At 40.2% G+C, this 25,493-nt stretch carries 22 protein-coding genes; 18 read left to right on the top strand and 4 right to left on the bottom strand.

The annotated features are described in order from the left end of the window. Positions 1–129: 129 nt before the first annotated feature. On the bottom strand, positions 130–1,614 hold the full coding sequence (locus CEQ21_RS04515) for an aldehyde dehydrogenase family protein (RefSeq protein ID WP_185763450.1): 1,485 nt from the start codon (positions 1,612–1,614) through the stop codon (positions 130–132). Between the two features lie 184 nt (positions 1,615–1,798). Further along, entirely contained in the window at positions 1,799–2,674 is an 876-nt protein-coding gene (locus CEQ21_RS04510) for a LysR family transcriptional regulator (protein ID WP_185763449.1), read from the bottom strand. A gap of 123 nt (positions 2,675–2,797) precedes the next feature. Here CEQ21_RS04510 and CEQ21_RS04505 point away from each other — a divergent pair, with 123 nt between their 5' ends. The 10 genes from CEQ21_RS04505 (at position 2,798) to menC (ending at position 13,914) form a co-directional block, all read left to right on the top strand. Then, positions 2,798–3,709, top strand: coding sequence for an ACP S-malonyltransferase (locus CEQ21_RS04505; protein ID WP_185763448.1), 912 nt, complete (start codon positions 2,798–2,800; stop codon positions 3,707–3,709). Continuing rightward, positions 3,688–5,340 (top strand): malonate decarboxylase subunit alpha, encoded by a 1,653-nt coding sequence (gene mdcA / locus CEQ21_RS04500; RefSeq protein ID WP_185763447.1) that lies wholly within the window; start codon positions 3,688–3,690, stop codon positions 5,338–5,340. Before CEQ21_RS04505 ends, mdcA begins: the two co-directional genes overlap by 22 nt. Next, positions 5,340–6,158: a triphosphoribosyl-dephospho-CoA synthase gene (locus tag CEQ21_RS04495; protein ID WP_185763446.1), complete on the top strand. Its 819-nt coding sequence runs from the start codon at positions 5,340–5,342 to the stop codon at positions 6,156–6,158. The genes mdcA and CEQ21_RS04495 overlap by 1 nt, the downstream gene beginning before the upstream one ends. 18 nt (positions 6,159–6,176) lie before the next feature. After that, entirely contained in the window at positions 6,177–6,476 is a 300-nt protein-coding gene (locus CEQ21_RS04490; protein WP_185763445.1) for a malonate decarboxylase subunit delta, read from the top strand. Then, positions 6,466–8,139, top strand: coding sequence for a biotin-independent malonate decarboxylase subunit beta (mdcD, locus tag CEQ21_RS04485; RefSeq protein ID WP_185763444.1), 1,674 nt, complete (start codon positions 6,466–6,468; stop codon positions 8,137–8,139). Before CEQ21_RS04490 ends, mdcD begins: the two co-directional genes overlap by 11 nt. Then, positions 8,133–8,747, top strand: coding sequence for a malonate decarboxylase holo-ACP synthase (locus CEQ21_RS04480; RefSeq protein ID WP_185763443.1), 615 nt, complete (start codon positions 8,133–8,135; stop codon positions 8,745–8,747). Before mdcD ends, CEQ21_RS04480 begins: the two co-directional genes overlap by 7 nt. Before the next feature lie 802 nt (positions 8,748–9,549). Then, on the top strand, positions 9,550–10,944 hold the full coding sequence (locus CEQ21_RS04475; protein WP_185763442.1) for a M20/M25/M40 family metallo-hydrolase: 1,395 nt from the start codon (positions 9,550–9,552) through the stop codon (positions 10,942–10,944). Beyond that, the gene (locus CEQ21_RS04470; RefSeq protein WP_185763441.1) at positions 10,916–12,160 is read left to right on the top strand and encodes an MFS transporter; all 1,245 of its coding nucleotides are present in this window, start codon (positions 10,916–10,918) and stop codon (positions 12,158–12,160) included. Before CEQ21_RS04475 ends, CEQ21_RS04470 begins: the two co-directional genes overlap by 29 nt. Further along, complete coding sequence (locus CEQ21_RS04465; protein ID WP_185763440.1) at positions 12,129–12,776, top strand: GntR family transcriptional regulator; 648 nt, start codon at positions 12,129–12,131, stop codon at positions 12,774–12,776. The genes CEQ21_RS04470 and CEQ21_RS04465 overlap by 32 nt, the downstream gene beginning before the upstream one ends. Before the next feature lie 13 nt (positions 12,777–12,789). Then, positions 12,790–13,914 (top strand): o-succinylbenzoate synthase, encoded by a 1,125-nt coding sequence (menC, locus tag CEQ21_RS04460; protein WP_127740555.1) that lies wholly within the window; start codon positions 12,790–12,792, stop codon positions 13,912–13,914. An 89-nt stretch (positions 13,915–14,003) separates the two neighbouring features. On the opposite strand, the gene CEQ21_RS04455 is transcribed toward menC, so the two are convergent. Further along, positions 14,004–14,816 carry a MurR/RpiR family transcriptional regulator gene (locus CEQ21_RS04455; RefSeq protein WP_185763439.1) on the bottom strand — a complete coding sequence of 271 codons (813 nt, stop codon included), beginning with the start codon at positions 14,814–14,816 and terminating at the stop codon, positions 14,004–14,006. A 121-nt stretch (positions 14,817–14,937) separates the two neighbouring features. Here CEQ21_RS04455 and CEQ21_RS04450 point away from each other — a divergent pair, with 121 nt between their 5' ends. Genes CEQ21_RS04450 through CEQ21_RS04440 form a run of 3 tightly spaced genes read left to right on the top strand, consistent with a single transcriptional unit; the run spans position 14,938 to position 19,718 of the window. Beyond that, entirely contained in the window at positions 14,938–16,815 is a 1,878-nt protein-coding gene (locus tag CEQ21_RS04450; protein WP_185763438.1) for a beta-glucoside-specific PTS transporter subunit IIABC, read from the top strand. Next, positions 16,812–18,251, top strand: a complete 1,440-nt coding sequence (locus CEQ21_RS04445; RefSeq protein ID WP_185763437.1) for a glycoside hydrolase family 1 protein — start codon at positions 16,812–16,814, stop codon at positions 18,249–18,251. The genes CEQ21_RS04450 and CEQ21_RS04445 overlap by 4 nt, the downstream gene beginning before the upstream one ends. Next, positions 18,252–19,718: a glycoside hydrolase family 1 protein gene (locus CEQ21_RS04440; protein WP_185763436.1), complete on the top strand. Its 1,467-nt coding sequence runs from the start codon at positions 18,252–18,254 to the stop codon at positions 19,716–19,718. Positions 19,719–19,820: 102 nt separating this feature from the next. Here the strand turns inward: CEQ21_RS04440 and CEQ21_RS04435 are convergent, their stop codons facing one another. Next, positions 19,821–20,792, bottom strand: coding sequence for a site-specific integrase (locus CEQ21_RS04435; RefSeq protein WP_185763435.1), 972 nt, complete (start codon positions 20,790–20,792; stop codon positions 19,821–19,823). A 373-nt stretch (positions 20,793–21,165) separates the two neighbouring features. On the opposite strand from CEQ21_RS04435, the gene CEQ21_RS04430 reads away from it, so the two are divergent. The 5 genes from CEQ21_RS04430 to pstB (CEQ21_RS04410) all read left to right on the top strand — a co-directional run bounded on the left by CEQ21_RS04430 (position 21,166) and on the right by pstB (CEQ21_RS04410) (position 25,492). After that, positions 21,166–22,056 (top strand): phosphate ABC transporter substrate-binding protein, encoded by an 891-nt coding sequence (locus CEQ21_RS04430; protein ID WP_185763434.1) that lies wholly within the window; start codon positions 21,166–21,168, stop codon positions 22,054–22,056. A gap of 63 nt (positions 22,057–22,119) precedes the next feature. Beyond that, on the top strand, positions 22,120–23,043 hold the full coding sequence (gene pstC / locus CEQ21_RS04425; RefSeq protein ID WP_185763433.1) for a phosphate ABC transporter permease subunit PstC: 924 nt from the start codon (positions 22,120–22,122) through the stop codon (positions 23,041–23,043). Continuing rightward, a complete protein-coding gene (gene pstA / locus CEQ21_RS04420; protein ID WP_185763432.1) occupies positions 23,043–23,930 on the top strand; it encodes a phosphate ABC transporter permease PstA in 888 nt (295 codons plus the stop codon). The genes pstC and pstA overlap by 1 nt, the downstream gene beginning before the upstream one ends. Continuing rightward, on the top strand, positions 23,905–24,705 hold the full coding sequence (gene pstB, locus CEQ21_RS04415) for a phosphate ABC transporter ATP-binding protein PstB (protein WP_185764085.1): 801 nt from the start codon (positions 23,905–23,907) through the stop codon (positions 24,703–24,705). The genes pstA and pstB (CEQ21_RS04415) overlap by 26 nt, the downstream gene beginning before the upstream one ends. Continuing rightward, positions 24,632–25,492, top strand: coding sequence for a phosphate ABC transporter ATP-binding protein PstB (gene pstB / locus CEQ21_RS04410; protein WP_185764084.1), 861 nt, complete (start codon positions 24,632–24,634; stop codon positions 25,490–25,492). The genes pstB (CEQ21_RS04415) and pstB (CEQ21_RS04410) overlap by 74 nt, the downstream gene beginning before the upstream one ends. Position 25,493: the final 1 nt, after the last annotated feature.

Genomic DNA, 25,493 nt, shown 5'->3' with positions numbered 1-25,493 from the left:
GTTCCTATTCAAAAGCTACTTCTTTTTCTTAATACTGTTAGAAATGTCCATCTCACTTTCATTATTATTTGAGAATACAAAAAGAAGGTACTGGAACCCAGCACCTTCTAAACATTTAATTAATACACCCTACTCTAACCCAACCCAAACACTCTTAACCTCCGTATAATTCTCCAAAGCGTAAGACCCCATCTCACGCCCAATACCAGATTGCTTATATCCTCCAAACGGAGAAGCAGCATCAAACGTATTATAACAATTCACCCAAACAGTGCCGGCACGGAGCTTACTCGCAATATAATGGGCTTTGCCAACATTCTGCGTCCATACTCCTGCTGCTAAGCCATACTCACTGCTGTTAGCACGGCTAATCAATTCATCCAAATCGTCATACGGCATTGCTGAAATAACCGGGCCGAAGATTTCTTCCTTCGCAATTGTCATTTCATCGCGCACATCAGCGAATATCGTAGGGGAAACGAAGTAGCCTTGCTCTTGTGGCTTAGTACCGCCGACTACAAGCTGTGCACCTTCGTTTAGGCCTTTTTCAATATAGCCAAGTACTCGATTTTGCTGTTCAACAGAAACTAATGGGCCAATTTCTGTATCTGCATGAATACCTGCTCCTTGTTGAATATTCTTTGCATGTGATGCCATATCAGCAACGACATTATCAAAATGCTTTTTCTGAATAAACACACGGGAACCGGCACAGCAAACCTGTCCTTGGTTAAACATAACCCCGTTAAGTGCACCTGGAATTGCCTTCGATAAATCTGCATCTGGCAGGATGATGTTCGGTGATTTTCCACCAAGCTCCAATGTAACTCGTTTCAATGTTTTTGAGGCATTTGCCATAATTAATTTACCGACTTCAGTCGATCCGGTGAAGGCGATTTTATCTACTAATGGGTGATCTACTAGCGGCTGGCCTGCTGTTTCGCCGAAGCCTGGAACGATGTTGACGACGCCTTCTGGGAAGCCGGCTTGTTGGATTAATTCTGCGAGGTAAAGGGCTGACAGTGGTGTTTGTTCGGCTGGCTTTAGGACGATGGTACAGCCTGTTGCGAGTGCTGCGCCTAGCTTCCACATTGCCATTAGGAGCGGGAAGTTCCATGGAATGATTTGGCCGACGACACCGACTGCTTCATGGCGTGTGTAGTTTAGGAATGGTCCGCTCACTGGAATTGTCTGGCCGACAATTTTTGTGGACCAGCCTGCGTAATAGCGCATATGCTCGACAGCAAGTGGGATATCGGCATTTGTAGTTTCGCGGATTGGTTTGCCGTTATCTAATGTTTCGAGCTGAGCCAGCTCGGCGCTGTTTTCTTCCATTAAATCTGCGAGTTTATACATGAGGCGGCTTCTCTCTGCTGCACTCATTTTCGACCATGGGCCATCATCGAATGCTTTGCGGGCTGCTTTAACGGCACGGTCGATGTCTGCTGGGCCTGCTTCGAAAACAGTTGCTAACACCTCTCCTGTTGCCGGGTTGTATGTATCGAAGGTTTTTTGTGAGGTGCTTTCAATAAATTCACCGTTAATAAATAGTTTTTTCTGGCCGTTAAGGAATTTTTCTACCTTTTCTTTTAGCAATCCAGATAATTGAGTCATGTAACTCCTCCTTATTGTTTGTAATCGCTTACAAAAATAATGTTAACACTGTGAAAATAAGGAAACAACAATTACTTATATAAAAATTCTGATAATATTTGACAAGATTAAGCATTTCCTTGTAAGTTAACAGATAAATATCAACATATTTCAACATAATAAAAGCCATTGAAGATTAAAAGCTTCAATGACCTTGTGATTCACTAATCTGTTCTTCAAAAAAACCAACGAGAAAATCGAACAATGATTTCTCTACATTTGTAAACGAATGCCCGCTTGGATAGCATAAATAAATCGTCCGTTTGCATTCTGGTTCGCTAATATGCAGCAGCTTAAGGGGATCCTGCCTGACATTTTTCCAAAGAATAGATGGGATGAAGGATATTCCAAGTCCTTCTTGAATCAGTCCTCGTACTGTAGCTGGATCATCACTTTCGAAAATAATATCTGGCTCATAATGTACTTGTTCGAATAGTTTATTAGTTGTGTGCCGCAATGGTTTGCCACTCGTTAAGCTGATGAATTTCTCTTTCTCCAAGTCCCTGAGAGATACGGAGTCTAAATGGCTTAACGGATGAGAGATAGGAACACCAAGTAATATTTCTTCCTCCAGTAAGACGATATGCTCATTACCCTCTAATGGTTCGGAGGTAATCGCAAAATTGTAGCTAATACTTTTATTCGTGTGCTGTGTTAAATTAAAGCGTGTTTTTGGGAACTTAGTTCGAAACTGCTGGAGAAGCTTTGGCAGCAGCATCGAACCGACTGTTACATAAAGGGTAATCGTATCCATTTGCCCGTTTTTAATGTCTTTCATTTCTGACACGCCTTGTTCAAGGGCGTAGAGTGATAGATTTACCCACTTTAAAAACTTTTCGCCAGCTGTATTGAGAAAAATGTTTTTTCCTTTCCGATCAAACAGCTTTATATCCAATTCTGTTTCAAGCTTGCGAATCATTTTACTGAGGGCAGGCTGTGATATTAATAATTCGTTGGCAGCATGTGTGATATTTTCATGCTTTGCTGTTACTTGGAAGTATCTTAACTGCAGTAAATCCATATCGAAAATCTCCTTATAACCATTTGGTTATTAATCGGTGCTGAAAATATATTTTTATTTTTTATTGAAACACATTAAAATAAAGATTGTAAAGAATTGTATAAACCTTTAGGAGCGAAAAGCATGAAAATTGTCTTTACCTTTCCAGGGCAAGGTGCACAAATTCCTGGAATGCTGAGTGATGTGCCAGACTATGTTAATCAGGTAAAAGAGAATATTGGGATTACTTTAAGAGATGATGAGGACGCTTTTCAATCGACTTTCTGGGTGCAGTTGGCTTTGTTTGTGAAAGGAGTAGCGGCAGCAACAGAGATAATGAAGCAGGGAATTCAGCCCCAGTTTGTGGCAGGGCATTCGATTGGTGCATTTGCGGCGGCTGTTATTGCCGGTGTATTGACTTTTGACGATGCTATTAAACTAGTGTATCAGCGGGCGAAGCTTACTGAGGAAGCATATCCAGACGGTTATGGAATGGGAGTAATTAGCGGTCTTACTGAGCGTGAGGTGAAAAAGGCTGTTGAGCTTTCTCATACAGAAGCATCGCCGGTGTATCTGTCCAATATTAATGCCGAACAGCAAATTGCTGTGTCTGGATCAGTTGAAGGTATTCATACAGCTTTCCAACATGCCCAAAAGCTCGGCGCCAGAAAAACAACAATGCTTAAAGTAGCAATCCCATCACACTGCCCATTAATGGCTGATGTTTCACAAGAGCTGCTGAATTTAGTAGGAACGTTTACCTTAAATAATCCGAAAATTCCTTATTTAGCAAATCACACTGGAAGGATTTTAAGACAAAAAGACAAAATTGCTGAAGACTTAGCTTTGAATGTTGCCTATCCTGTGCGCTGGCATGATATGGCTGAGATTTGTGTAGAGTCGGGCGCGGATACTTTTGTAGAAATGCCGCCTGGTAATGTTTTAACAAATCTTGTTAAGCAAGCACATGAAACAACAAAGCAAATCGCTGTCGGTGAGGTCGGTCTTGAAGCAATACGATACTTAATTAATAAATGGAAGGAGCAAGCAGAGTGAATAAATGGACGCAAAAGCGTGATAAAAAACGAGCGAAATTAGAAAAAGCAAGCCGCTTGCTGAACGGAAAATTTGTAGACACTTCTCGGATTGTGGAATTAATGGAGCTGCTTATTGAACCAGGTGCGAAGGTAGTGTTAGAAGGGGATAATCAAAAGCAAGCATCCTTCCTTTCTAAAAAACTATTAGAAGTGAATCCTTCTAAGGTAAATGAACTGCATATGATTATGTCGAGCATTTCAATGCCTGAACATTTAGATATTTTTGACTACGGAATTGCCTCGAAAATTGATTTTTCCTATTCTGGTTCGCAAAGCTTGCGTGTTGCGCAAATGATTGAGGATGGCACGTTGAAGCTAGGCGATATACATACATACTTAGAGTTGTTTGGACGATTGTTTATCGATTTAATCCCAGATGTCGTGTTAGTTGCGGCAGATAAAGCGGATAAAGACGGAAATTTGTATACAGGCAATAATACCGAAGAGACACCTTCGATTGTGGAAGCGGCTGCTTTTAAAGACGGAATTGTCATTGTACAGGTCAATGATATTGTCGATGATTTGCCTCGTGTTGATATACCAGGTTCATGGGTCGATGTAGTGGTGAAAGCTGATAAGCCATATGTTATTGAAGCACTGTTTACTCGTGATCCGCAAAACATCACCGAATTACAAGTGTTGATGGGGATGATGGCCATTAAAGGGGTGTATGGAAAGCATCAGGTGCAATCCTTAAATCATGGAATTGGCTTTAATACAGCAGCTATCGAGCTATTGCTGCCGACTTATGGGGAACAGCTCGGCTTAAAAGGAAAGATTGCTAGAAACTGGGCATTAAATCCTCATCCAACATTAATACCAGCAATTGAAAGCGGCTGGGTCGAGAGTATTCACAGCTTCGGCAGTGAAGTCGGCATGGAGAAGTATATTGCGGCAAGACCTGATATCTTTTTTGTCGGTAAAGACGGATCGATGCGCTCCAATCGTGCATTATGCCAAGTAGCGGGCCAATTTGCGGTTGATATGTTTATCGGTTCCACACTGCAAATGGACGCTCAAGCTAACTCTTCAACTGTAACCGCAGGACGGTTAGCAGGTTTTGGCGGTGCACCAAATATGGGGCATGATCCACGCGGACGCCGTCATGCAACACCAGCATGGCTTGATATGATTGAAAAACCGCATGAGCTTGCGAAGGGCCGAAAGCTTGTTGTGCAAATGGTCGAAACATTTGGTGCAAATAAAAAGCCTGTGTTTGTTGATTCTTTAGATGCGATACAAGTAAAAACACAATCAGGTCTTGCTGTTACACCAACGATGATTTACGGCGATGATGTGACACATGTAATTACGGAAGAAGGCATCGCTTATCTTTATAAGTCTGATAGCTTAGAAGAACGGAAAAAAGCCCTTGCTGCAATCGCCGGAGTAACGCCTTTAGGAATGGAAAGCAAAGAAAAGGACGTTAGAGTTCTAAGAGACCAAGGCATTGTCGCCTATCCAGAGGATCTCGGCATTACCAGACAGCAAGCAAAACGCTCCCTGCTTGCCGCACAGTCTGTTAGTGACCTAGTAGAATGGTCAGAGGGCCTTTACGAGCCACCTGCGAAATTTCGGAGCTGGTCTTAATGCTGATAGCTGCAACACTTGAGGAGGCATTGGCTGCAAAAGCAGTAAAAGCGTTAATTGATGAAGCGATGCTGACACCTAAGCCAGGTTTAGTTGATGCAGACAATAGTGGCGCACATGCTGATATGTCTCTTGAACACATGCTGACATCAGCATATGCATTAGAGGAGACTTTCAGAGAGATAGCCAGTATTTCTTATCTCCATCCTGTCAATCAAGAGTTGCGTGAGAAAATAGCTGCAATTGGAAGGCAAGGGGAGCAGACGATGCTTTCCGCTACAAATGGGGTTAATACGCATAAAGGTGCGATTTGGGCATTAGGGTTATTGGTTAGTGCAAAGGCAACGAATCTAGAGGAGCAAAACCCTATAAAGATATTAGAAACGGCAGGAAGAATTGCATCCTATCAAGATCGCTACAGACCAATAAGCAACACCCACGGACAGGCCGTAAAAAAGAAGTATCGTGTTATGGGTGCGGAGGAAGAAGCACAGCTTGGCTTTCCCCATATTCGTCATGCAGCTTTGCCTGCATTGATAAATGCCCGTACTCTAGGGAAGACGGAGGATGTTGCCCGAATTGATGCCCTCTTATCCTTAATGGCAACGGTTGACGATACATGTATTTTGCACCGTGGAGATTGGGAGGATTTAGTAGAAATAAAAAGCATGGCACACGAGTTTTTAGAAAATGGGGGATTTGCTACAGAACCGGGCAGAGACATTTTTCAATGCTTATCTGCCTACTGCAAATCCAAACGGCTTTCCCCTGGAGGAAGTGCTGATTTATTGGCAGCGACAATGTTTTTAGTCAGTTAATTACGGAGGTGTTCAAGAATGGAAAAACTACAGTTTCAATTTGAAACTTCTAAACCGATTCAATTCGCCACACATATTGGTGTTGTCGGGTCAGGGGATTTGGAAATTATTATAGAGCCGGTTGAGGGAACTTCAACCGAAGTTAGTGTGCTTACAGGCAGTGATGGCTTTGGTGAGGTTTGGGGAAATGTATTAGAACGTTTTTTCAATCGCTATCCTATCACCGCAAATATTACAATACATGATTTTGGTGCAACACCAGGTGTGGTCCAGTTAAGGCTTACCCAAGCATTGGAGGTGCTCAGAATTGAGGAATAGTTTAGTAGAATTGAATGGGCGTGAGCGGGCAAAAGCGTTATTGGATAAAGACACATACCGAGAATTGCTGGGACCACTCGATAAAATGCAGTCACCTCACCTAGAGCCACAAGGAATCGTTCCGCAAAGCGATGATGGGGTTATCATTGCGCGCGGACAAATCAATCAGAAAAATGTTGTCGTTATTTCGTTAGAAGGTTCGTTTCAAGGCGGCGGTATTGGTGAGGTCAGCGGTGCGAAAATTGCTGGAGCACTAGAACTGGCTTTGGAAGATAATAAACAATGCAACGCTGTTTATCCGATCATATTATTTGATACTGGCGGTGTGCGCCTTCAGGAAGCGAATTACGGGCTATTATCGATTTCTGAAATAGCGAATCAAATTGTTGCATTACGTCAATATGTTCCTGTTGTTGGTTTGATTCCGGGAAGAGTTGGTGCATTCGGAGGCATGTCGATTGTCGCTGAACTTTGCACAACATTGCTTGCCACAAATAAAGCCCGCTTAGGACTGAATGGACCAGAGGTAATTGAGCAAGAGGCTGGTGTTATGGAATTTGATTCAAGTGACAAGGCATTGATTTGGAATACAATTGGCGCAAAACAACGTGTTAGAACGGGGCTCCTTGATCAAGTAATAGAAGATGACATTGAGTCGATAGTGGAGGCAATCGAGGTCGCGCTATCAGAAGGAAAAAGACCTGCCAAAACAGAACAGGTTGACTTCCATCTTTCATTACTTAAAGGAATCGATTCTTCTGCACAATGGAATCCTGAAAAGTATGCAGATTACTTTAAACTGCATCAAGCGGAAAAGCAGGCAGTCCCAATGGCAGAAGACGGGAATGCAGACATTTCACCATCAAGAGGATATAAATGGTTCGCTGAACTGACTGGCATCACTCATCCGACAGGTGCAACACCATCTGTATTAGCGGCTGATGTAGCCAAAAATGGCCAATTGGCTCGCTATATTGCGATTGTTCCAGATGCTAATAATCATTTTCCTCGAGCGCGCAATGGGGAAGTAGGACTGTTTGAAGGCTGGACTGCTGCTCAAATAGTACGCGATGTTATAAGTCAAGATGCTGATAAAGAAGTCAAACGTCCAATTATCGCCGTAATTGATGTGCCAAGCCAGGCATATGGCTACAAAGAGGAACTGGTTGGCATCAGCTTAGCACTTGCCGCAAGTGCAGATGCGTATGCAACAGCAAGGCAAAAGGGTCACCCCGTTATCGGGCTTATTTGCGGCAATGCCATTTCCGGCGCCTTTTTAGCACATGGCTTGCAGTCCAATCGTCTCATTGCATTAGACGATGACAAGATAAACATTCAAGCAATGTCAAAAGCATCAGCCGCGAGAATAACAAAGCGCACGATCGAACAATTAGAGGAAGCAACAAAGTCTGTTCCATCTATGGCGTATGACGTTCACAGCTATCATTCATTAGGACCGCTGTATAAATTACTTACCAATATTAACGCCGATTCACCAACAGAACATGATATAAAAACAGTAGAGCAAACATTGATTGAAGCAATTGCGAGCACAAAGGATGCAGCGACTGATTTAAGCTTCCGCTTGCAAACAGACGAAGCAATAAATGGTGGCCGTGCTGCAACACTGAAGGTCCGTGAAATGCTGAGACAGCAATGGTAATTCAGCCACATGACTTATTAAAAGTCTCAGATCTATCACAGCTGGAATGGAAGGAAGACAACGAATGGGTCACTGCCTCACTAAGGAATGCCCCATTCGTTGTCGTGCGCCGAGCAGAACAAACAAATGATTTCATTCCTGTAGGTATTCGAGGCGAGCAACGTAATCAGCGGCAAGCAGCGATATTACATCGCAACGGAATCGAAGAGATTATCACTCCATACATGCTGGCACAACAAAAAAGCTGGAATTTACTTAACGCACAAAGACGAGAACTACCTGTTTTAAAAAGCATCGATAAAGTGGCAAAAATCATGGGTGACTGGCAATGGGGCCCAACAGGCAGCGCAGGCTTCGAAATAGCGACCGGTTACCCAGCGATAAAAGACACAAGCGACCTTGATATCGTCGTATATGCACCACATCCGATTAATAGGAACGAGGCAGTAGAGGTACTGGAGAAACTAGATAGCTTACCAATTCGCTCAGATATCCAAATAGAAACAAATAATGGCGCATTTTTACTGCGAGAATGGATAAATAAACGAACAGACTCAATGATTTTACGCACCCAGAAAGGACCTGAATTAGTTTATAACCCTTGGTAATAGAGGAGGTCTAATGGGAACTAATTATAAATAAGTAGGGAAATACTTTTCTCTTTAAGCTGTCTACAAACTTATTATAAATTAGGTTTGCGGGCAGTCTATTTTATTTTTATAGATTATGACTCAAACGCTATATTTGCTTTTCACGGCAAGGCAACGATTTTACTCCCATTAATTCGGAAATAGTTGCTTTTTTAGTAACATTTTAAAGCTGTTTTTTTTGTAAAAATTAAACTAAGGTATGTTATAAAATCAGGATTATATGAGTCGCACAGTCCTATATAGTAAGAATATGTGATGAGGAGGAGAAGTAGGTTTTCAACTGGAAGGAATGCTTTTAAGAAATGAGAAAAAGTTATATGTTAAGACATTGACCAAACGGGACTTAAGTTGTTTATTCTGATGATTTGGAAAAAATTACAGCAATTAGATAGGAAACCAATTCGCACAGATAAACAAGTCGAATTGAGAAACGAAGAGCATGGATTAACCAACGAATAATAAATTTTACGTATCCAAATAAATACAAAATTAATTAATAAAACAAAGCAATTAAGAAAAACCAATTTTGCAACACAAAAAGGGAGGAAACCAATATTCCACCTTTTCTTATATACCAATCATAAGTTTCATAGTTTCTATCCCACAATAATAAAACAACTATCTTATCTCAATAAAGCATCATATCCAAATAAATATAATATAAATAATTTTCTGAAAATATATTGACTTCTTTTATCCAAGGTAGTAACTTATTGATTAGAAATTGTCGACAATCGACAATGGTGAAGGAGGTTTTAGTGTGGCAGCTACTAATATTCAAGAATTCGTTGATTCTAACAGAACGAAGAATATAGATGAACTTATCGCACTTGTTAAACAAAAAAGTATTAGCTCAAGCGGTGAAGGGATGCAGGAAACAGTAGAAAAGGTGTCTGCGTTACTAGAAGGCATTCATGCTAAAACTCAGGTCATTCAAACTGCTGGTCACCCGATTGTGTTTGGGGAAATTAAAGGACAGCAGGATTTTACTGTTTTATTGTATGGGCATTATGATGTAATGGCACCAGATCCTGTTGCTGCATGGGTTAGCCCGCCATTTGAGCCAAACGTAAGAGATGGCCGCTTGTACGGCCGTGGTGTTGGTGATAATAAAGGACAGCTAATGGCACAATTGCTTGGGATTAAGGCTTATTTAGAAATACATAAACAGCTTCCTTTTCATGTGAAATTTGTGTTTGAAGGAGAGGAAGAACAAGGCAGTGCAAACCTTGGAAGCTTTGTCGAACAGCATAAGGATGATTTATTAAAATCAGATTTAGCGATTTCCATCGACGGCTCGTGTCATGAAAGCGGCGCACCTGTGCTTCGTCTTGGTGTTCGCGGAATGTTATATATAGAGCTTGAGGCAGTTTCTGCAAGCCAGGATAATCATTCTGGAAACACTGGCAATATTATTAAAAATCCTGCTTGGAAGCTAGTGGAATTATTGTCACAAATGCAGGGTAATGACGGCAAGGTGGCAATTAAAGACTTCTATAAAGGCGTACAAGCACCAAATGAGCAAGAAAAAGCGATATTAAATCAGATTCCATATGATAATGAAACATTAGCAGCTAAGATCGGGCTACCTAACCTGACACTCTCCCAAGAAGAATACTTTACAAAATTAATGTATGAACCAACCCTAAATATCTCAGGTATTAACAGTGGTTATGTTGATGCAGGCGCAAAAACGGTTATTCCATCAAAAGCATTGCTGAAATTAGACATGCGTCTTGTCGGCAAGCAAAATCCTGATGAAATCTATCAAAATATCGAAAAAATGATTGAACCAATTGAAGGCGTTTCTGTTATAAAAATGGTTTCCACTCCTCCGTCTAGTACAAACATTGATTCCATTTTTGTTAAACCAGTATTGGCAGCACTTGAACAAGGCTTCGGCACAAACCCTATTTTAGAGCCGGTTATGCCGGGAACATTGCCAAACTATGTGTGGACAGATATTTTAAATGTTCCGGTTCTTATTGTTCCTTATGCTAACTTTGATCAAGCGAATCATGCGCCGAATGAAAATCTTAAGCTTGTTAATTTTGAAAGTGGTATTAAATCTACTTTTCATATTATCTCGGAAATTTCTAAAATTATAGAGGGCGGAGTGAAGGAAGATGAGTACGTTAAAGGGAGTTCGATCTAAATATTTTGTATTTACATTGGTGTACATTGGCTATTGTATCTGTTATATCGACAGGGCCGCCATTTCACTTGCTTTAACGTACATAGGGGCTGAATTCAGCCTTGATGCAACACAGCTTGGTTTAGTTGTCAGTGTTTTCTTCTTCAGTTATGCCCTAATGCAAATACCAGGCGGATGGCTAGCAGATAGGTTCGGCTCCAATATTGTCGCACTTATCGCCATCCTTTTATGGTCGGTCTTCACGGCGATGACTGGTATGGCTTGGTCATTAGTGTCCTTATTGTTTATCCGTATACTTTTCGGTATTGGTGAAGGTGCTTATCCAACAGCTAGCTTGAAGGCTGTTTCTGAAGTATTTCCACAGTCTCAGCGACCAAAAGCTGTTACGGGTATGCTGTCATCTAACTATGTCGGCAGTGCCATTGCACCATTGGTCATTGCACCGCTAATTTTAGCTGTTGGCTGGAGAAGTACGTTTTATATTATTGGTGTTATCGGTATCGTTTTCGCTGTTTTCTACTACTTCTGGCTTCGTCCAATGAAGCAAAATACAGCTGCAGCCCAAGCAAAAACGAAAAACTCTATCAGCTATAAAGAGCTATTAAAAAGCACAATCATTTGGCAATTAGTCATCATTTGTTTCGGTGTAAGTATTGTAAATAAGGGGTTAGATTCATGGATGCCAACTTATTTATTAAATGTCCGTGGTGTTGACTTAAAAGCAATCTCGATTCTTGTGCCGCTCCCATTCATTGCCGCAGGTCTTGGGGCAGCCTTGAGCGGATGGCTGATGATGAAGTTCTTCCAGCAAAAAGAAAAATACTTGCTAAGTATTGTCTCAATCCTAACTGCAGTACTTATTTACGGAATGTACTCATCAAAAACATTAACTTCCGTAATCATTTTCCAAATACTAGTTTATTTCTTTAAATCAATTGCATTTGGATCAATCTTTGCGTTATTAGCGAGCTTCATTTTACCAGATAAGTTCGGCTCCGCTTCTGGGATTGTTAATTTCGGCGGACAAATTGCCGGCTTTGTTGCACCACTTGCGATTGGATTCTTGATTGATTTATTTAATGGTTCATACAATGCAGCGTTTATATTCTTGATTGCTGCTGTGGCTCTCTCCTTTATCGTTTCATTAACTTTACGTGCTGTACCAAAAAGAAAGGAAGAAGAGGATGTTACTGCAAACCCAACAATTGCCCAATGAGATTTTTCATTATATGGTCAATCAAATCATAAATGGTGAATTACCACAGGGCAGTCGGATTCGAGAAAGTGATTATGCGGAGAAATTCTCTGTCAGCCGTTCACCTGTAAGAGAAGCACTGTACCGGTTGGAGCAGGAGGGAATTGCTGTGAAGGTTCCGCGAAAAGGCAGCTTTGTTAAGGAATTCTCGGCGCAGGATGTGTACGATATTTTCGAAATAAGAAACAATATCGAACAAATGGCAATTCGCCGCTTAAACCAAGATGATATATCTGATTATTCGTTCAATTCACTTCAAGAAGAATTGAAGCAAATGAAAACAGTGAAAAATCAAGTAGACTATACACTGATGAATTTTAACTTTCATTATCACATGATTTGTTTAACGAACAGTGATGTGCTGAAGGAGTTCTACTTGAAATTAAAATATCCTTTGTTAATGTTCCAAAACCTCAACTTCACATTTGAAAATCGCATCCATCTCTCTATAACGGAGCATGAGAAGATGCTTGATTTGATACAACAAGCTAAGTTTGAAGAGCTGCAGGACATCCTGCTGACTCACAACAACCGTGTATTAACTAATTTAAAAGAATATTTGAAAAAACAATCTTAAGGAGTGTTTGACCATGAAAATTGATAAAATCGTTCTAAGAAAAGTTGATATTCCATTGAAAGCACCATTTGAAACTAGCTTTGCGGCAATGACAGCAAAAAAATGCATTATTGTTGAGATTCATGGCGAAGGGAAAGTTGGTTACGGGGAGTGTTCTGCATTTGAATACCCATTATACAATGAAGAGTTCGTGAATGGCTGTTGGGCTGCATTACAGGATTGCTTAATTCCATTATTGCTAAAAGCAGGCGATATTGCTCATCCTGACGAAACAAGCACAATCTTCGAGCATATCCGTAAAAACAACCTAGCAAAATCATCAATCAACTGTGCGCTTTGGGATCTATATGCAAAAATCGAAAACAAGCCAGTTTACCAGCTTCTTGGCGGAACGAAAACACAAGTAGAAACAGGTGTCAGCATTGGTATCCAAAAGGACGCTGCAACAATGGTTAAGGTTGTGCAAGGCTATTTAGATGAAGGCTACAGACGAGTTAAAATCAAAATCAAACCAGGAAAAGATGTGGAAATCATGAAAGCTGTCCGCGAGCAATTCAGCGACATAATGCTAATGGCAGATGCTAACTCTGCTTACACATTAGATGATATTGAAGTATTCAAGGAGCTGGATAAATTAGATTTAATTATGATTGAACAACCACTTGATCATGACGACATTGTAGACCATGCAACACTACAAGCCCAAATCAATACAAAAATCTGTCTAGATGAAAGCATCAATACAGTCGAGGATGCACGTAAAGCGATTGAATTAGGAAGCTGTGGCATCATCAACATTAAAGTAGGCCGTGTCGGCGGTTTAACAGAAGCGAAAAAAATCCAGGCACTTTGTGAGAGCCACGGTATTCCAGTATGGTGTGGCGGCATGGTAGATTCAGGGATTGCACGTGCACATAACGTCGCAGTTGCTACACTATCAGGCTTCACATTGCCAAATGATATTGCAGCATCATCCCGCTATTACAACCAAGATATCATTAAACCAGAAATCGAGCTAAACGGCACATTTGTGGATGTACCACAACAAGCAGGTATTGGCTATGATATCGATGATCAAGCACTTGATCAATTTACGGTTGAGAAGAAAGTGGTTGTTAACGAGAGTGTAGCCGTATAAAAATGATAAAAGGCTTGAGCTATCCGATAGCTCAAGCCTTTTATAATGAATATTTACAGATTGCCAATGGATAAATAGTTTTTATTCTCCTATTCTACCTGCTCCATCTTCCGATAATACCGAAACCGACTAACAAGCATATCCATAATAATCTGATACAGCACCGCATGTGTCTGGATTTCTGTTTGATGTGGAAAGTAAATGCCATCAGCAACGAACGGATAATCCTTCACGTCTGTATTAGAGGTGACCGCCACGATTTTGGCTTTTGTTTGTTTGAATACATTCTTTTTTGGTGTTCCTGCGCGTAGCTGCTGTTTCGCTAAGAAATTGCCTGAATTGGAGAAAATAATGATAAGTGTATCCTCGTTTGCCTGCTCAATATACTCCTCTTGTTTTATATCACTTTGGAATGTCACAATAAATTTACCGTTGTAGGCTAATTTATACTGTAAATCAATTGCTGCTGATTCAGAGAATAGTAACCCAAAGGCAGCTACGTTTTCATAGTTTAATAGGTCACTGGCTAATCGATCAATAGCATCTACATCAATTAGGTTTTTGTATGCTTCAATATCTTTTATTATGGCATCAAAATAGCTTTCTGTGCCAAGCCTCTCAATCGAAGAAAGGATATTTGATACGTAATTCAAGTCGTTTTGAAAGCGATTTTCAATAAAGACTGCCGCGTCCTTTAAATCAAAATAGTCATCAAATCCAATCGAACGAGCAAATTTAGATACCGTTGATTTGGAGACATTACATAGCTTCGCAACCTCTGTAATACTTAAAGTTGTTATATGATGATAATGATTCAACAAAGTCATCGCAATATGATAGTTGGTAGAATCTAATTTCTCATTATTAAGCACAACAAGTAATCGTAAAATTAATTGCCCCATTTTTTAACCTCCTAATATAATGTAACGGTTTCCAAAAATCGAAATTTTAATGAAAGCGTTAACTAAATTGTTATAGTAAAAGTGCAAAGAAAAACTTCATAAAGTAAAGGGAGCGTTCAATATGTCAAAAGATTATGGTAAGCTTTCGCAGGAAATCATTGACAGCGTTGGTGGGGAACAAAATATTGTTAGCCTGTACCATTGTGTGACAAGATTACGTTTTAAGTTAAAGGATGCTGAAATTGCTAAAGCAAATAAGGCTAAAATTCAAAATCTGCCAGGTGTTCTGTCCATTGTTGAGGCAAATGGTCAATTCCAGGTGGTGATTGGTAATGAAGTTGCTGACGTGTATCAGTATATCATGAATAAATACAAAATAAAAAGTGCACTTGGTTCAGATAGTGATGATGTGTCACAGGATGAAAAAGAAGAGAAATCAGGCAATATATTAATACGCTTCTTTAATGTAATCTCATCGATATTTAATCCGATTATCATTGCTTTGGCCGGTGCGGGAATGACGAAAGCTCTATTAGTGCTATTATCTCAATATCATATTTTAGATGCAGAAGGCAGTACGTATAAAATTTTATCTGCTGCAGGCAATAGTGTCTTTTACTTTTTACCATTATTTCTTGCTGTGAGTGCTGCAAGAGTATTTAAAGTAAATCAATTCGTAGCATTAGCAATCGTTGCAGCATTATTAGAACCGAATTTCACAGGACTTGTGACAGAAAATGGTGTGACAGTTGACTTCCTTGGCATCCCTGCAGTCCTTATGAGTTATTCAGGAACAGTCATTCCTGCCATTGTCGCCATCTATGTTTACTCTCATTTAGAGAAGCTTTTAAAGCGCTTTATTCCAAAAAGCATTCAAATTTTTGCATTATCGATGGTTGCGTTATTAATCATGGTTCCGTTAACAGTTATGGTCATCGGTCCAATTGGTGTTGGTTTAGGGAATGGGCTTGGCGACTTAATGAACTTTATTAGCAGTAAGAGTGGTTTATTAGCTGGATTAGTGATTGGTGCAGGTTGGACATTCTTAGTGATGCTCGGTATCCATTGGGGCATTGTGCCAATTATGATCAATAACCTCTCCACATATGGCTTTGATACACTTCGTCCTATGATTGCAGCTGCTACGTTTGCAAGTGCTGGTGTTGCCCTTGGCGTATTCTTACGAAGCAGAAACAAAGGGACGAAAACATTAGCATTGTCTTCGATTTTACCAGCATTACTTGGTGGCATCACAGAGCCAATCGTATACGGCTTATCTGTTCGCTTTAAGCGACCGCTTATAGCTCAAGCGATTGCCGGCGGAATTATGGGTGCCTTTATGGGTGCGATGCAAACAAAAGCAATAGTTTATGTTTTCCCAGCAATAACAACATTGCCTGCCTTTCTTGGCGACACATTTATCTATTATGTTATCGGTATATCAGGCGCCTTTATCTTAAGTGCTGCACTAACCTACTTTATTGGGATTAAGGAAGATGAGATAGAGATTAAACCAACTGCAGATGCAGATCCTTCTAAAATTCAGTTACCTGTTATTGGTCAGGCTATTTCCCTTGATGAGGTGAATGATGAGGTTTTCTCTTCAAGAGCTATGGGTGATGGGATTGCGTTTGTACCTGAGAAAGGCATCCTTTATGCCCCAGTTTCAGGAACGATTGAGGTTGCTTTCCCAACAGGTCATGCATTTGGGATTACTTCCTCTTCTGGTGTAGAAATCCTGCTTCATATTGGTATTAATACAGTCGAGTTAAACGGCAAAGGATTTAAGCCTAAGGTAAAAGTCGGTGATAAAGTTGAAAAAGGTCAAGTGCTGGCAGAGTTTGATTTAGAAGTAATAAAAGAAGCAGGGTTTGATCCGACATCGATGATGATTTTTACGAATGTGCCAGAAGCAGCGCAGGCAGACATTATCAAAAACCATGCTAAGGACCTTGTGCCTTTAATGAAATGGAATAACAGTGGAGGTGCAACAATATGAGTGAATTTCCAGAAGGATTTTTATGGGGCGGCGCGATTGCTGCTAATCAAGCAGAGGGAGCATATCTTGAGGATGGCAAAGGGTTAAGTGTTTCAGATATTCTGCCTGTTGGTAAAAATAGATTCGATGATTTAAAGCTAGAGGTGCGAGATGGCGTGTTTTATCCAAGCCATGAGGCGATTGATTTTTACCACACATACAAAGAGGATATTGCATTATTAGCAGAGATTGGCTTGAAATGCTTCCGCACATCGATTGCGTGGAGCAGAATCTTTCCAAATGGAGATGAACAAGAACCAAATGAGAAGGGTCTTGCCTTCTATGAGGATATGTTTCAAACATTAAAGTCTTACAACATCGAGCCAGTCATTACCTTATCCCATTTTGAAACACCGCTTCATTTAGTGAAGGCATATGGTGGCTGGAAGAACCGCAAGCTGATTAGCTTCTTCGAAAGATATTGTGAAGTTGTTTTTAATCGCTACAAAGGGTTAGTGAAGTATTGGATGACGTTTAATGAAATAAACCATACCCATACGCTCCCGCTTTTAGGAGCAGGCCTTCATATTGGCGATGTTGATGAAAAGGAGAAGCTTGAGGATATGTATCATGCCAGCCACCATATGTTTGTAGCAAGTGCAAAAGCTGTTTTAAATGGTCATCAAGTCGATAAGGAAAATCAGATTGGCTGTATGCTTTCATTAAGCCCGGTATACCCAGCAACCTGTAATCCAGAGGATATCTTTGCAGCAAATGAGCTAAGAAGAAGATCGTTATTTTACAGTGATGTGCAATTAAGAGGGGAGTATCCGGCTTACTTTAATAGAATAGTAGAAGAACATGAATTGAATGTAACTATACCAAGTGAAGACTTAGCTGTCATTAAAGAAGGTGTTTGTGACTATCTTGGCTTCAGCTTCTATCGCAGTTCTCTACATGAAGCAGGCATGAAAATTCTTGGAAATACCGGTGGCATCATAGGCAAGAAGAATCCGTATTTACAGGAGACTCCTTGGGGATGGCCGATTGATCCATTAGCACTTCGCTATGTATGTAATGAATTGACAGATCGCTATCAAAAGCCGCTCTTTATCGTAGAAAATGGTATTGGTCTGCATGATAAAGTAGTCGATGGAAAAATTGACGATCGAGACAGAATGAACTATTTAAAGGACCATGTAGAAATGATAGCAGAGGCAATCAAGGATGGCTGCAGTATTATTGGCTATACATGGTGGGGACCGATTGATATTGTCTCAGCCGGAACAGGTGAAATGGAAAAACGCTATGGCTTTATCTATGTTGATAAGCAAAATGACGGCAGTGGCAGTATGAAACGCTTAAAGAAAGAAAGCTTCCATTATTATAAAAGGATTATCGAAACAAATGGTGCTAGCCTTGAGCTACCAGCAGCAGATAAAAAGGAGCAGATATAAATGGCAGAGAAAAGTTATTTTCCAAAAGAGTTTTTATGGGGTGGAGCGATTGCAGCAAACCAAGCAGAGGGTGCTTGGGATAAAGACGGCAAGGGAATGTCTGTCGCAGATGTGGCAATGTATAAGCCGAATATTGATAAAAGTGATTATGTCAGTCAGTGGCATGTTAGCCCAGAGCAAATAGAAGAGGCCATGCAAACAGACGATACTGTTTATTATCCGAAAAGACGGGGCATTGACTTTTATCATCGCTATAAAGAGGATTTAGCGTTAATGGAAGAAATGGGCATGAAGGTTTTAAGAGTTTCGATTGCTTGGACAAGGCTTTTTCCAACAGGAACAGAAGAAGAGCCGATTCAAGCGGGGATTGATTACTATGTAGGTCTTTTTAAAGAAATGCGCAAACGAAATATCGAACCACTTGTTACCCTGTCTCATTACGAGATGCCGCTTTATTTAGTTAATCATTATGATGGCTGGGTTTCTCGTGAGGTAGTGGATATGTTTGTTACCTATTCGAAGGTTTGCTTTGAACACTTTGGAGAGTATGTGAAATACTGGCTAACCTTTAATGAAATTGACAGTGTCTTTAGACATCCATTCACAACAGTTGGTGTTGTTGAAGAAAAGTATGCAAGCAAAAAAGAGGCAGAGGCAGCGATCTACCAAGCCTTGCATCATCAATTTATCGCAAGCAGCTTAGCAACGAAATACGCACATGAAATGATTGAAAACGCACAGGTTGGCTGTATGCTGACAAAAACGCTAGCTTACCCATTAACCTCTAATCCAGAGGATGTCCTGCTTGCGCAAAGACATAATCGAGATAACTCCTTCTATGCAGATGTCCAGGTATTTGGCGAATATCCGCTGTTCATGAAGCGCTATTTGGCTGAGAATGATATTATCATTGATAAACTGACAGGAGACGATGAAATATTAAAACAGCATACTGTTGACTTTGTTTCCTTCAGCTACTATATGTCGATGATTAAAAGCGTGAATGAAGATAAAATGGAAAAGGTTGGCGGCAATTTAATTACGAGCGTAAAAAATCCGTACTTAGATATTAGTGACTGGGGCTGGCAAGTAGATCCTGTCGGTTTACGCATATCCCTGATTGATTTGTATGATCGTTATCATTTGCCATTGTTTGTCGTCGAAAATGGAATTGGCTCGATTGATGAATTAGTTGATGGCAAGGTGCATGACGAGTATCGCATCGATTACTTCCGCAAGCATTTTGAGCAAATGAATCTTGCCTGCAAGGAAGGAGTCGAAATGCTCGGCTATACTTCATGGGGCTGTATTGATATCGTAAGTGCATCGACCTCTCAAATGTCAAAACGCTATGGCTTTATCTATGTTGATGCAGATGATTTAGGTAATGGTTCATATGATAGAATTAAAAAGGACTCGTTTTATTGGTATAAAAAAGTGATTGAAACAAACGGAGCAGAGCTGTAAGACAAAAAAGAGAAATGGAGCACCATCCATTTCTCTTTTTTAATGAAAAACCTCGAAAAAAAAACCGAGTTTCTTCCATTATATATAGCAAATTATCCTCACTTACAAATTCCGCAAAACGCTACTCGCATTATTACGATATCTTTGCCCTGCCTGTACATACCGATCAACCATTTCTCTTGTTTTATGTCCAGTCTGCTTCATGATGGCAATATCGGTCATTCCCATCATCGCAGCACTTGTTGATAATCCGCTCCGCAGGCTGTGACCGCCAAATTGTCTTGGATCCATGCCGGCTAATGCAACATACTTCTTAATGATTAAAGAAATGGACTTATCACTAAGGCGTCCCTTCATATTGCCGTGTCGATCAATCGAGCGGAACAATGCTCCGTTAAAAAGCTTCGCTGTTTCGATCCAATCCTCTGTTGCTTTCACAGGGCAATAATCATTATTCGAAAACACAACACCTTTAATCAAATCATCATTTCTCGTTTTCGTATCCCGTACACTAACGTCCATGCCAAAATCATGAAACTCCAAATCATCAACATTTATCGCCACTAACTCGGACCGTCTGCTTGCAAGGGCAAATCCTAACAGAATAATCGCTTTATCTCGAACACCTGCTAAAGTTGATGTATCAATCTTACTTATTAAATCAGGAAGATTTTGAAGCATCAATGCTTTCTTCGGTTTTTGCCGTGATCCTTTTTCTCTGCGGATTCCATCCATCAGTGCAATCACTTCTAAGCTTTTTGTCGGACTGACATGCATGCTCATTTTATGTGCTTCACTTATTGAAGCAATCCGTCTTCTTAATGTGGAGAATCGATGGGTTTCTGCCAGCTCTGTTAAGTAGAAGCAAATCGTTTCCACCTCAGCTGGAATGGGTGAAACATTATGTAATGTGCACCAATCGGTGAAATGCTTCCAATCCGCAAAATAGCTCTTTTTCGTATTACTGCTTTTCGAGTGGGAGATATAATAGTTTATTTTGTCCATTTGCTGCTTGCTGAATGCGGGGGTGCTTTTATTGTCTGGAACGAGCATTTGTTCCTCTCCTAACTGCATTTCTTAACTTCCGATAACTATATATTATCGGAAGTTAGCTTAAAAGAGAAGCATTTAAGTCTTATTTATATTATAAATCTGCACTTTTTCGAATTTGATTTCAAAATAACCGGAAAACGCTTGGTTTATCTTTACATAAAATAAGCCGTTTCTAGAAGGCTCTAGAAGGAAATTAGATGAACGTAGGTACATAAAGGTATAGTTAATTTCGTCTGAGAGCGAATCTCTGCATACCTAAAATTTGGCATAAAATGTGGTTGATAATAGATAATAACTACTTATTTTGTAACACATACTAAGTTTGTGAAAATTATCTTTTTACTGTGCATTCATTAGTAAAAAATTAAATCATAACTACATAGGAGGGTTTACTATGAAAAGTTTCAAACAATTAGGTTACGTTTTAATGGTAGTAGCATTAATGGTTATTGCCACTGGATGTGGTGGAGGTAATAATAATGCAGATAGTGACGATGGAAATTCTGGTTCTCTTGTTGTTTCTGGTTCCTCTGCGATGCAGCCGTTGATTGCTGCTGCTGCGGAGGAATTTATGGCAGAGAATCCAAATGCTGATATTCAAGTTAACGCAGGTGGTTCTGGTACAGGCTTATCACAAGTTTCGGAAGGCTCTGTTGATATTGGAAACTCTGATGTATATGCAGAAGAAAAGGAAGGCATTGATGCAGCGAAGCTAGTTGATCATAAAGTAGCGGTTGTTGGAATTGCTGCAGCTGTTAATCCGAATGTTGGTATTACCGATATTTCAAAAGAAGATTTAATAAAAGTTTTTACAGGTAAAATCACAAACTGGAAGGACGTTGGCGGCAAGGATCAAAAGATTGTTCTTGTTAACCGACCAGATTCATCAGGTACTCGTGCTGTCTTTAACAAATTTGGATTAGATGGCGCAACCCCTGCTGAGGGAATTACAGAAGATTCCTCAAATACAGTGAAGAAAATCCTGAAAGAAACAGAAGGTGCTGTCGGTTATCTGGCTTTCTCTTATTTTACAGATAATTCCGTAAAGGCATTGGCTGTTGATGGAGTTGAGGCAAAGGAAGAAAATGTGCAAACTGGTAAATTCCCTATTTGGGCATATCAGCATTCTTACACAAAAGGTGAGGCAGCAGGACTTGGAAAATCATTCCTTGATTACGTGATGTCTGATGATATTCAAAGTACTTTGCTCAAACAACAAGGCTATTTGCCAGTAACGGAAATGAAGGTAGAAAGAGATGCTGAAGGAAATCTAAAAAATCTTTAAAAACTGAACAGGGTAAATGCAGAAAAGCATTTACCCTGTTTCCATAAAGGGGTGTTTTTCGGCATGGAGGAAAAAACAATTCCTGCAAAACAAAGATTGTTAAAATCAGGAAAAACCGGCCTTGGGAATGAGTTTCGTGGAAAAATCTTAGTAACTTTATGTGCCATTATTATGATTGCCGTCACTATTTCCATTACGATTTTCCTTGGTGTAAAAGGATTACAATCGTTTATCAAAAATGGAATTAGCTTCACTGAGTTTCTGACAAGCACGGAATGGAATCCAACCGATAAGGCAAATCCGAAGTTTGGTGTGCTGCCATTTATTTTTGGTTCCTTTGCCGTAACGTTTTTGTCTGCACTTGTATCTGCCCCACTCGGAATTGGAGCAGCAATCTTTATGACAGAGATAGCTCCTTCCTGGGGGAAAAAGATAATCCAGCCTGTGATCGAGCTGCTTGTTGGGATTCCATCTGTTGTATATGGATTTATTGGCTTAACCGTACTTGTTCCTTTTATTCGCGATCATATTGGCGGACTCGGGTTTAGTTTGCTTGCTGGAACAATCGTCTTGTCCATTATGATATTGCCGACCATAACTAGTATTGCAACAGATGCGATGAGCTCGTTACCAAAAAATCTCCGTGAAGGCTCGTATGCATTAGGAGCGACAAGATGGCAGACGATTCGCAAAGTCCTTATCCCAGCAGCATTGCCAACACTGTTAACAGCAGTCATTCTTGGAATGGCAAGAGCGTTTGGCGAAGCGTTAGCTGTTCAAATGGTAATCGGTAATGTGAAGGTTATCCCGTCAAGCCTGCTTGATGCAGCCGCAACATTAACGACAATCATCACCTTGAATATGGGCCATACTACTTATGGAAGTGTGGAAAATAATACACTATGGTCGATGGGACTGATTCTCCTTATTATGTCATTCATCTTTATCATCCTCATTCGCTATGTTTCGTCAAGGAGGAAAATGTAATGAACAGTAAAACAGCAGACCGTATTGCTACTGTCGTATTAGTAGTCATAGCCGCTGTGATTGTATCGATACTTGTTGGGCTTTTTGCTTATATTCTGTTTAATGGGTTAAGGTACGTTTCATTTGATTTCTTAACATCCCCTTCAAGCAATGTGCGTGCAGGCGGCGGGGTGCGAGATCAGTTATTTAATTCCTTATATATTCTTGTTATCACGATGATTATTTCACTTCCCCTTGGTATTGGCGGAGGGATTTTTATGGCCGAATATGCACGACCAGGAAAAGTGACAGATATTATTCGTTCTTGTATTGAAGTATTGTCCTCCTTACCATCGATTGTGATTGGGATGTTCGGACTATTAATGTTTGTTAACTTAACTGGCTGGGGCTATACGATTTTAGGTGGAGCGCTTGCACTTACCGTATTTAACTTGCCAGTCCTAGTTAGGGTTAGTGAGGATGCTATCAGAACGGTTCCGAGAGAGCTGAAGGAAGGCAGTCTTGCATTAGGGATCACTCATTGGCATACCATTAAAACAGTAATTCTGCCAAGTGCATTTCCATCCATTTTGACTGGTGCAATATTGGCATCAGGTCGTGTTTTTGGGGAAGCAGCAGCACTGTTGTTTACAGCAGGGCTGTCTACTCCACGATTGAATTATCTTGATTGGAACCCGTTTTCGGACAGATCACCATTAAATATTTTCCGACCTGCCGAAACACTTGCTGTTCATATTTGGTCTGTAAATACACAAGGGCTGATTCCTGATATTGAACAGGTTTCCAATGGTGCATCTGCTGTATTAATACTTGCTGTTTTAATATTTAACCTTTTAGCAAGATGGATTGGCACATTCATTCATAAAAAAATCACGGCAACGAAATAGAAGGCTGGTGAATACTTTGACAACAACCATTTTAGATGTAAAAAATTTGGAGTTTTTTTACGGTGAAAAAAGAGCAGTTAATGGCATTTCCATGCAAATTGAAAAAAACTCAATTACAGCACTTATAGGACCGTCTGGCTGCGGTAAATCAACCTTTTTGCGAACAGTTAATCGTATGAATGACCTTATTCCTGGTGCGAGAGCAGAGGGTGAAATTCTCTATGAAGACATTAATTTATTAGCAGATGATATTAATGTTGTCGCATTGCGCAAGGAGATTGGTATGGTGTTTCAAAAGCCAAATCCCTTTCCAAAATCAATTTATGATAATATAACGCACGCTTTAAAATACAATAGAATTAGGAAGAAGGCAGAGCTTGACCAAATTGTTGAGGAAAGCTTAACAAAAGCAGCACTTTGGGAGGAAGTTAAAGACCGTCTTCACAAATCTGCTTTGTCTCTTTCCGGCGGGCAACAGCAAAGACTTTGTATTGCAAGAACGATTGCGATGAAACCGACTGTCATGCTGCTGGATGAACCTTCTTCTGCATTAGACCCAATTTCTAACGCAAAGGTGGAGGAATTGATACTGGATTTGAAGAATGATTATACTATCATCATCGTGACGCATAATATGTCACAGGCTTCTCGTATATCAGATAAAACAGCCTTTTTTTTCTCTGGAGATCTCATTGAATACGATGTCACAGAAAAGATTTTCACAGCGCCTTCCAATCAGAAAACGGAAGAGTATATCTCTGGACGGTTTGGGTAAGGAGGAAAAGATTTTGTCTACAAATACTGATGTAAAGGCGATATTTGATTGTGTGGATCTTAACTTATGGTATGGTGACCACCATGCTTTAAAGAATATCAATTTTCCAATAAATGAGAAAGAGGTTACTGCCATTATTGGTCCGTCTGGTTGTGGGAAATCGACATTCATTAAAACGTTGAATCTAATGATTAACTATGTACCAAATGTAAAAATGGCTGGGCAAATTAACTTTGATGGTCAAAATATATTAAGGGAAAGACTGGACCTTGTTGATTTAAGGAAGAAGGTAGGGATGGTCTTCCAAAAAGGAAATCCGTTTCCACAATCGATTTTTGATAATATTGCTTATGGTCCAAGAATTCATGGCATTAAGAAAAAGGACGAACTGAATAAGATAGTGGAAAGCTCACTAAAGGATGTGGCTTTATGGGAGGAAGTTAAGGATAGGCTTACCGCGCCAGCACTCGGATTGTCTGGCGGACAGCAGCAAAGACTTTGTATCGCAAGAGCGTTAGCGACAAAGCCGGACGTGCTTTTGATGGATGAACCAACATCCGCACTTGACCCGATTTCCACCTTAAAGATTGAGGAATTAATCCTTGAGCTTAAACAAAAGTACACGATTGTTATTGTCACACACAATATGCAGCAGGCATCACGCGTATCAGACAAAACTGCCTTCTTTCTAATGGGTGAGCTTATTGAGCTTGACAAAACAGCCAAGATTTTCGCAAACCCGGCCGATGACCGAACAGAAGGTTATATTTCAGGAAGATTCGGATAAG

It is taken from the genome of Niallia circulans (genome assembly GCF_007273535.1).
GTDB lineage: Bacteria > Bacillota > Bacilli > Bacillales > Cytobacillaceae > Niallia > Niallia circulans_B.
Note: the sequence above shows the minus strand (reverse complement) of the source record. Positions and strands in the feature narration are given on the sequence as shown.

Excerpts from the sequence above, each read along its gene's own strand:
- CEQ21_RS04455 (WP_185763439.1), bottom strand. The coding sequence starts at position 14,816 with ATGGGGCAATTAATTTTACGATTACTTGTTGTGCTTAATAATGAGAAA.
- pstA (WP_185763432.1), top strand. The coding sequence starts at position 23,043 with ATGAACAGTAAAACAGCAGACCGTATTGCTACTGTCGTATTAGTAGTC.
- CEQ21_RS04435 (WP_185763435.1), bottom strand. The coding sequence starts at position 20,792 with ATGCAGTTAGGAGAGGAACAAATGCTCGTTCCAGACAATAAAAGCACC.
- CEQ21_RS04440 (WP_185763436.1), top strand. The coding sequence starts at position 18,252 with ATGGCAGAGAAAAGTTATTTTCCAAAAGAGTTTTTATGGGGTGGAGCG.
- CEQ21_RS04505 (WP_185763448.1), top strand. The coding sequence starts at position 2,798 with ATGAAAATTGTCTTTACCTTTCCAGGGCAAGGTGCACAAATTCCTGGA.
- CEQ21_RS04445 (WP_185763437.1), top strand. The coding sequence starts at position 16,812 with ATGAGTGAATTTCCAGAAGGATTTTTATGGGGCGGCGCGATTGCTGCT.
- CEQ21_RS04470 (WP_185763441.1), top strand. The coding sequence starts at position 10,916 with ATGAGTACGTTAAAGGGAGTTCGATCTAAATATTTTGTATTTACATTG.
- CEQ21_RS04480 (WP_185763443.1), top strand. The coding sequence starts at position 8,133 with ATGGTAATTCAGCCACATGACTTATTAAAAGTCTCAGATCTATCACAG.
- CEQ21_RS04450 (WP_185763438.1), top strand. The coding sequence starts at position 14,938 with ATGTCAAAAGATTATGGTAAGCTTTCGCAGGAAATCATTGACAGCGTT.
- CEQ21_RS04430 (WP_185763434.1), top strand. The coding sequence starts at position 21,166 with ATGAAAAGTTTCAAACAATTAGGTTACGTTTTAATGGTAGTAGCATTA.
- CEQ21_RS04510 (WP_185763449.1), bottom strand. The coding sequence starts at position 2,674 with ATGGATTTACTGCAGTTAAGATACTTCCAAGTAACAGCAAAGCATGAA.
- CEQ21_RS04465 (WP_185763440.1), top strand. The coding sequence starts at position 12,129 with ATGTTACTGCAAACCCAACAATTGCCCAATGAGATTTTTCATTATATG.
- CEQ21_RS04490 (WP_185763445.1), top strand. The coding sequence starts at position 6,177 with ATGGAAAAACTACAGTTTCAATTTGAAACTTCTAAACCGATTCAATTC.
- menC (WP_127740555.1), top strand. The coding sequence starts at position 12,790 with ATGAAAATTGATAAAATCGTTCTAAGAAAAGTTGATATTCCATTGAAA.
- mdcA (WP_185763447.1), top strand. The coding sequence starts at position 3,688 with ATGGAAGGAGCAAGCAGAGTGAATAAATGGACGCAAAAGCGTGATAAA.
- CEQ21_RS04515 (WP_185763450.1), bottom strand. The coding sequence starts at position 1,614 with ATGACTCAATTATCTGGATTGCTAAAAGAAAAGGTAGAAAAATTCCTT.
- pstC (WP_185763433.1), top strand. The coding sequence starts at position 22,120 with ATGGAGGAAAAAACAATTCCTGCAAAACAAAGATTGTTAAAATCAGGA.
- pstB (WP_185764084.1), top strand. The coding sequence starts at position 24,632 with ATGTCACAGAAAAGATTTTCACAGCGCCTTCCAATCAGAAAACGGAAG.
- CEQ21_RS04495 (WP_185763446.1), top strand. The coding sequence starts at position 5,340 with ATGCTGATAGCTGCAACACTTGAGGAGGCATTGGCTGCAAAAGCAGTA.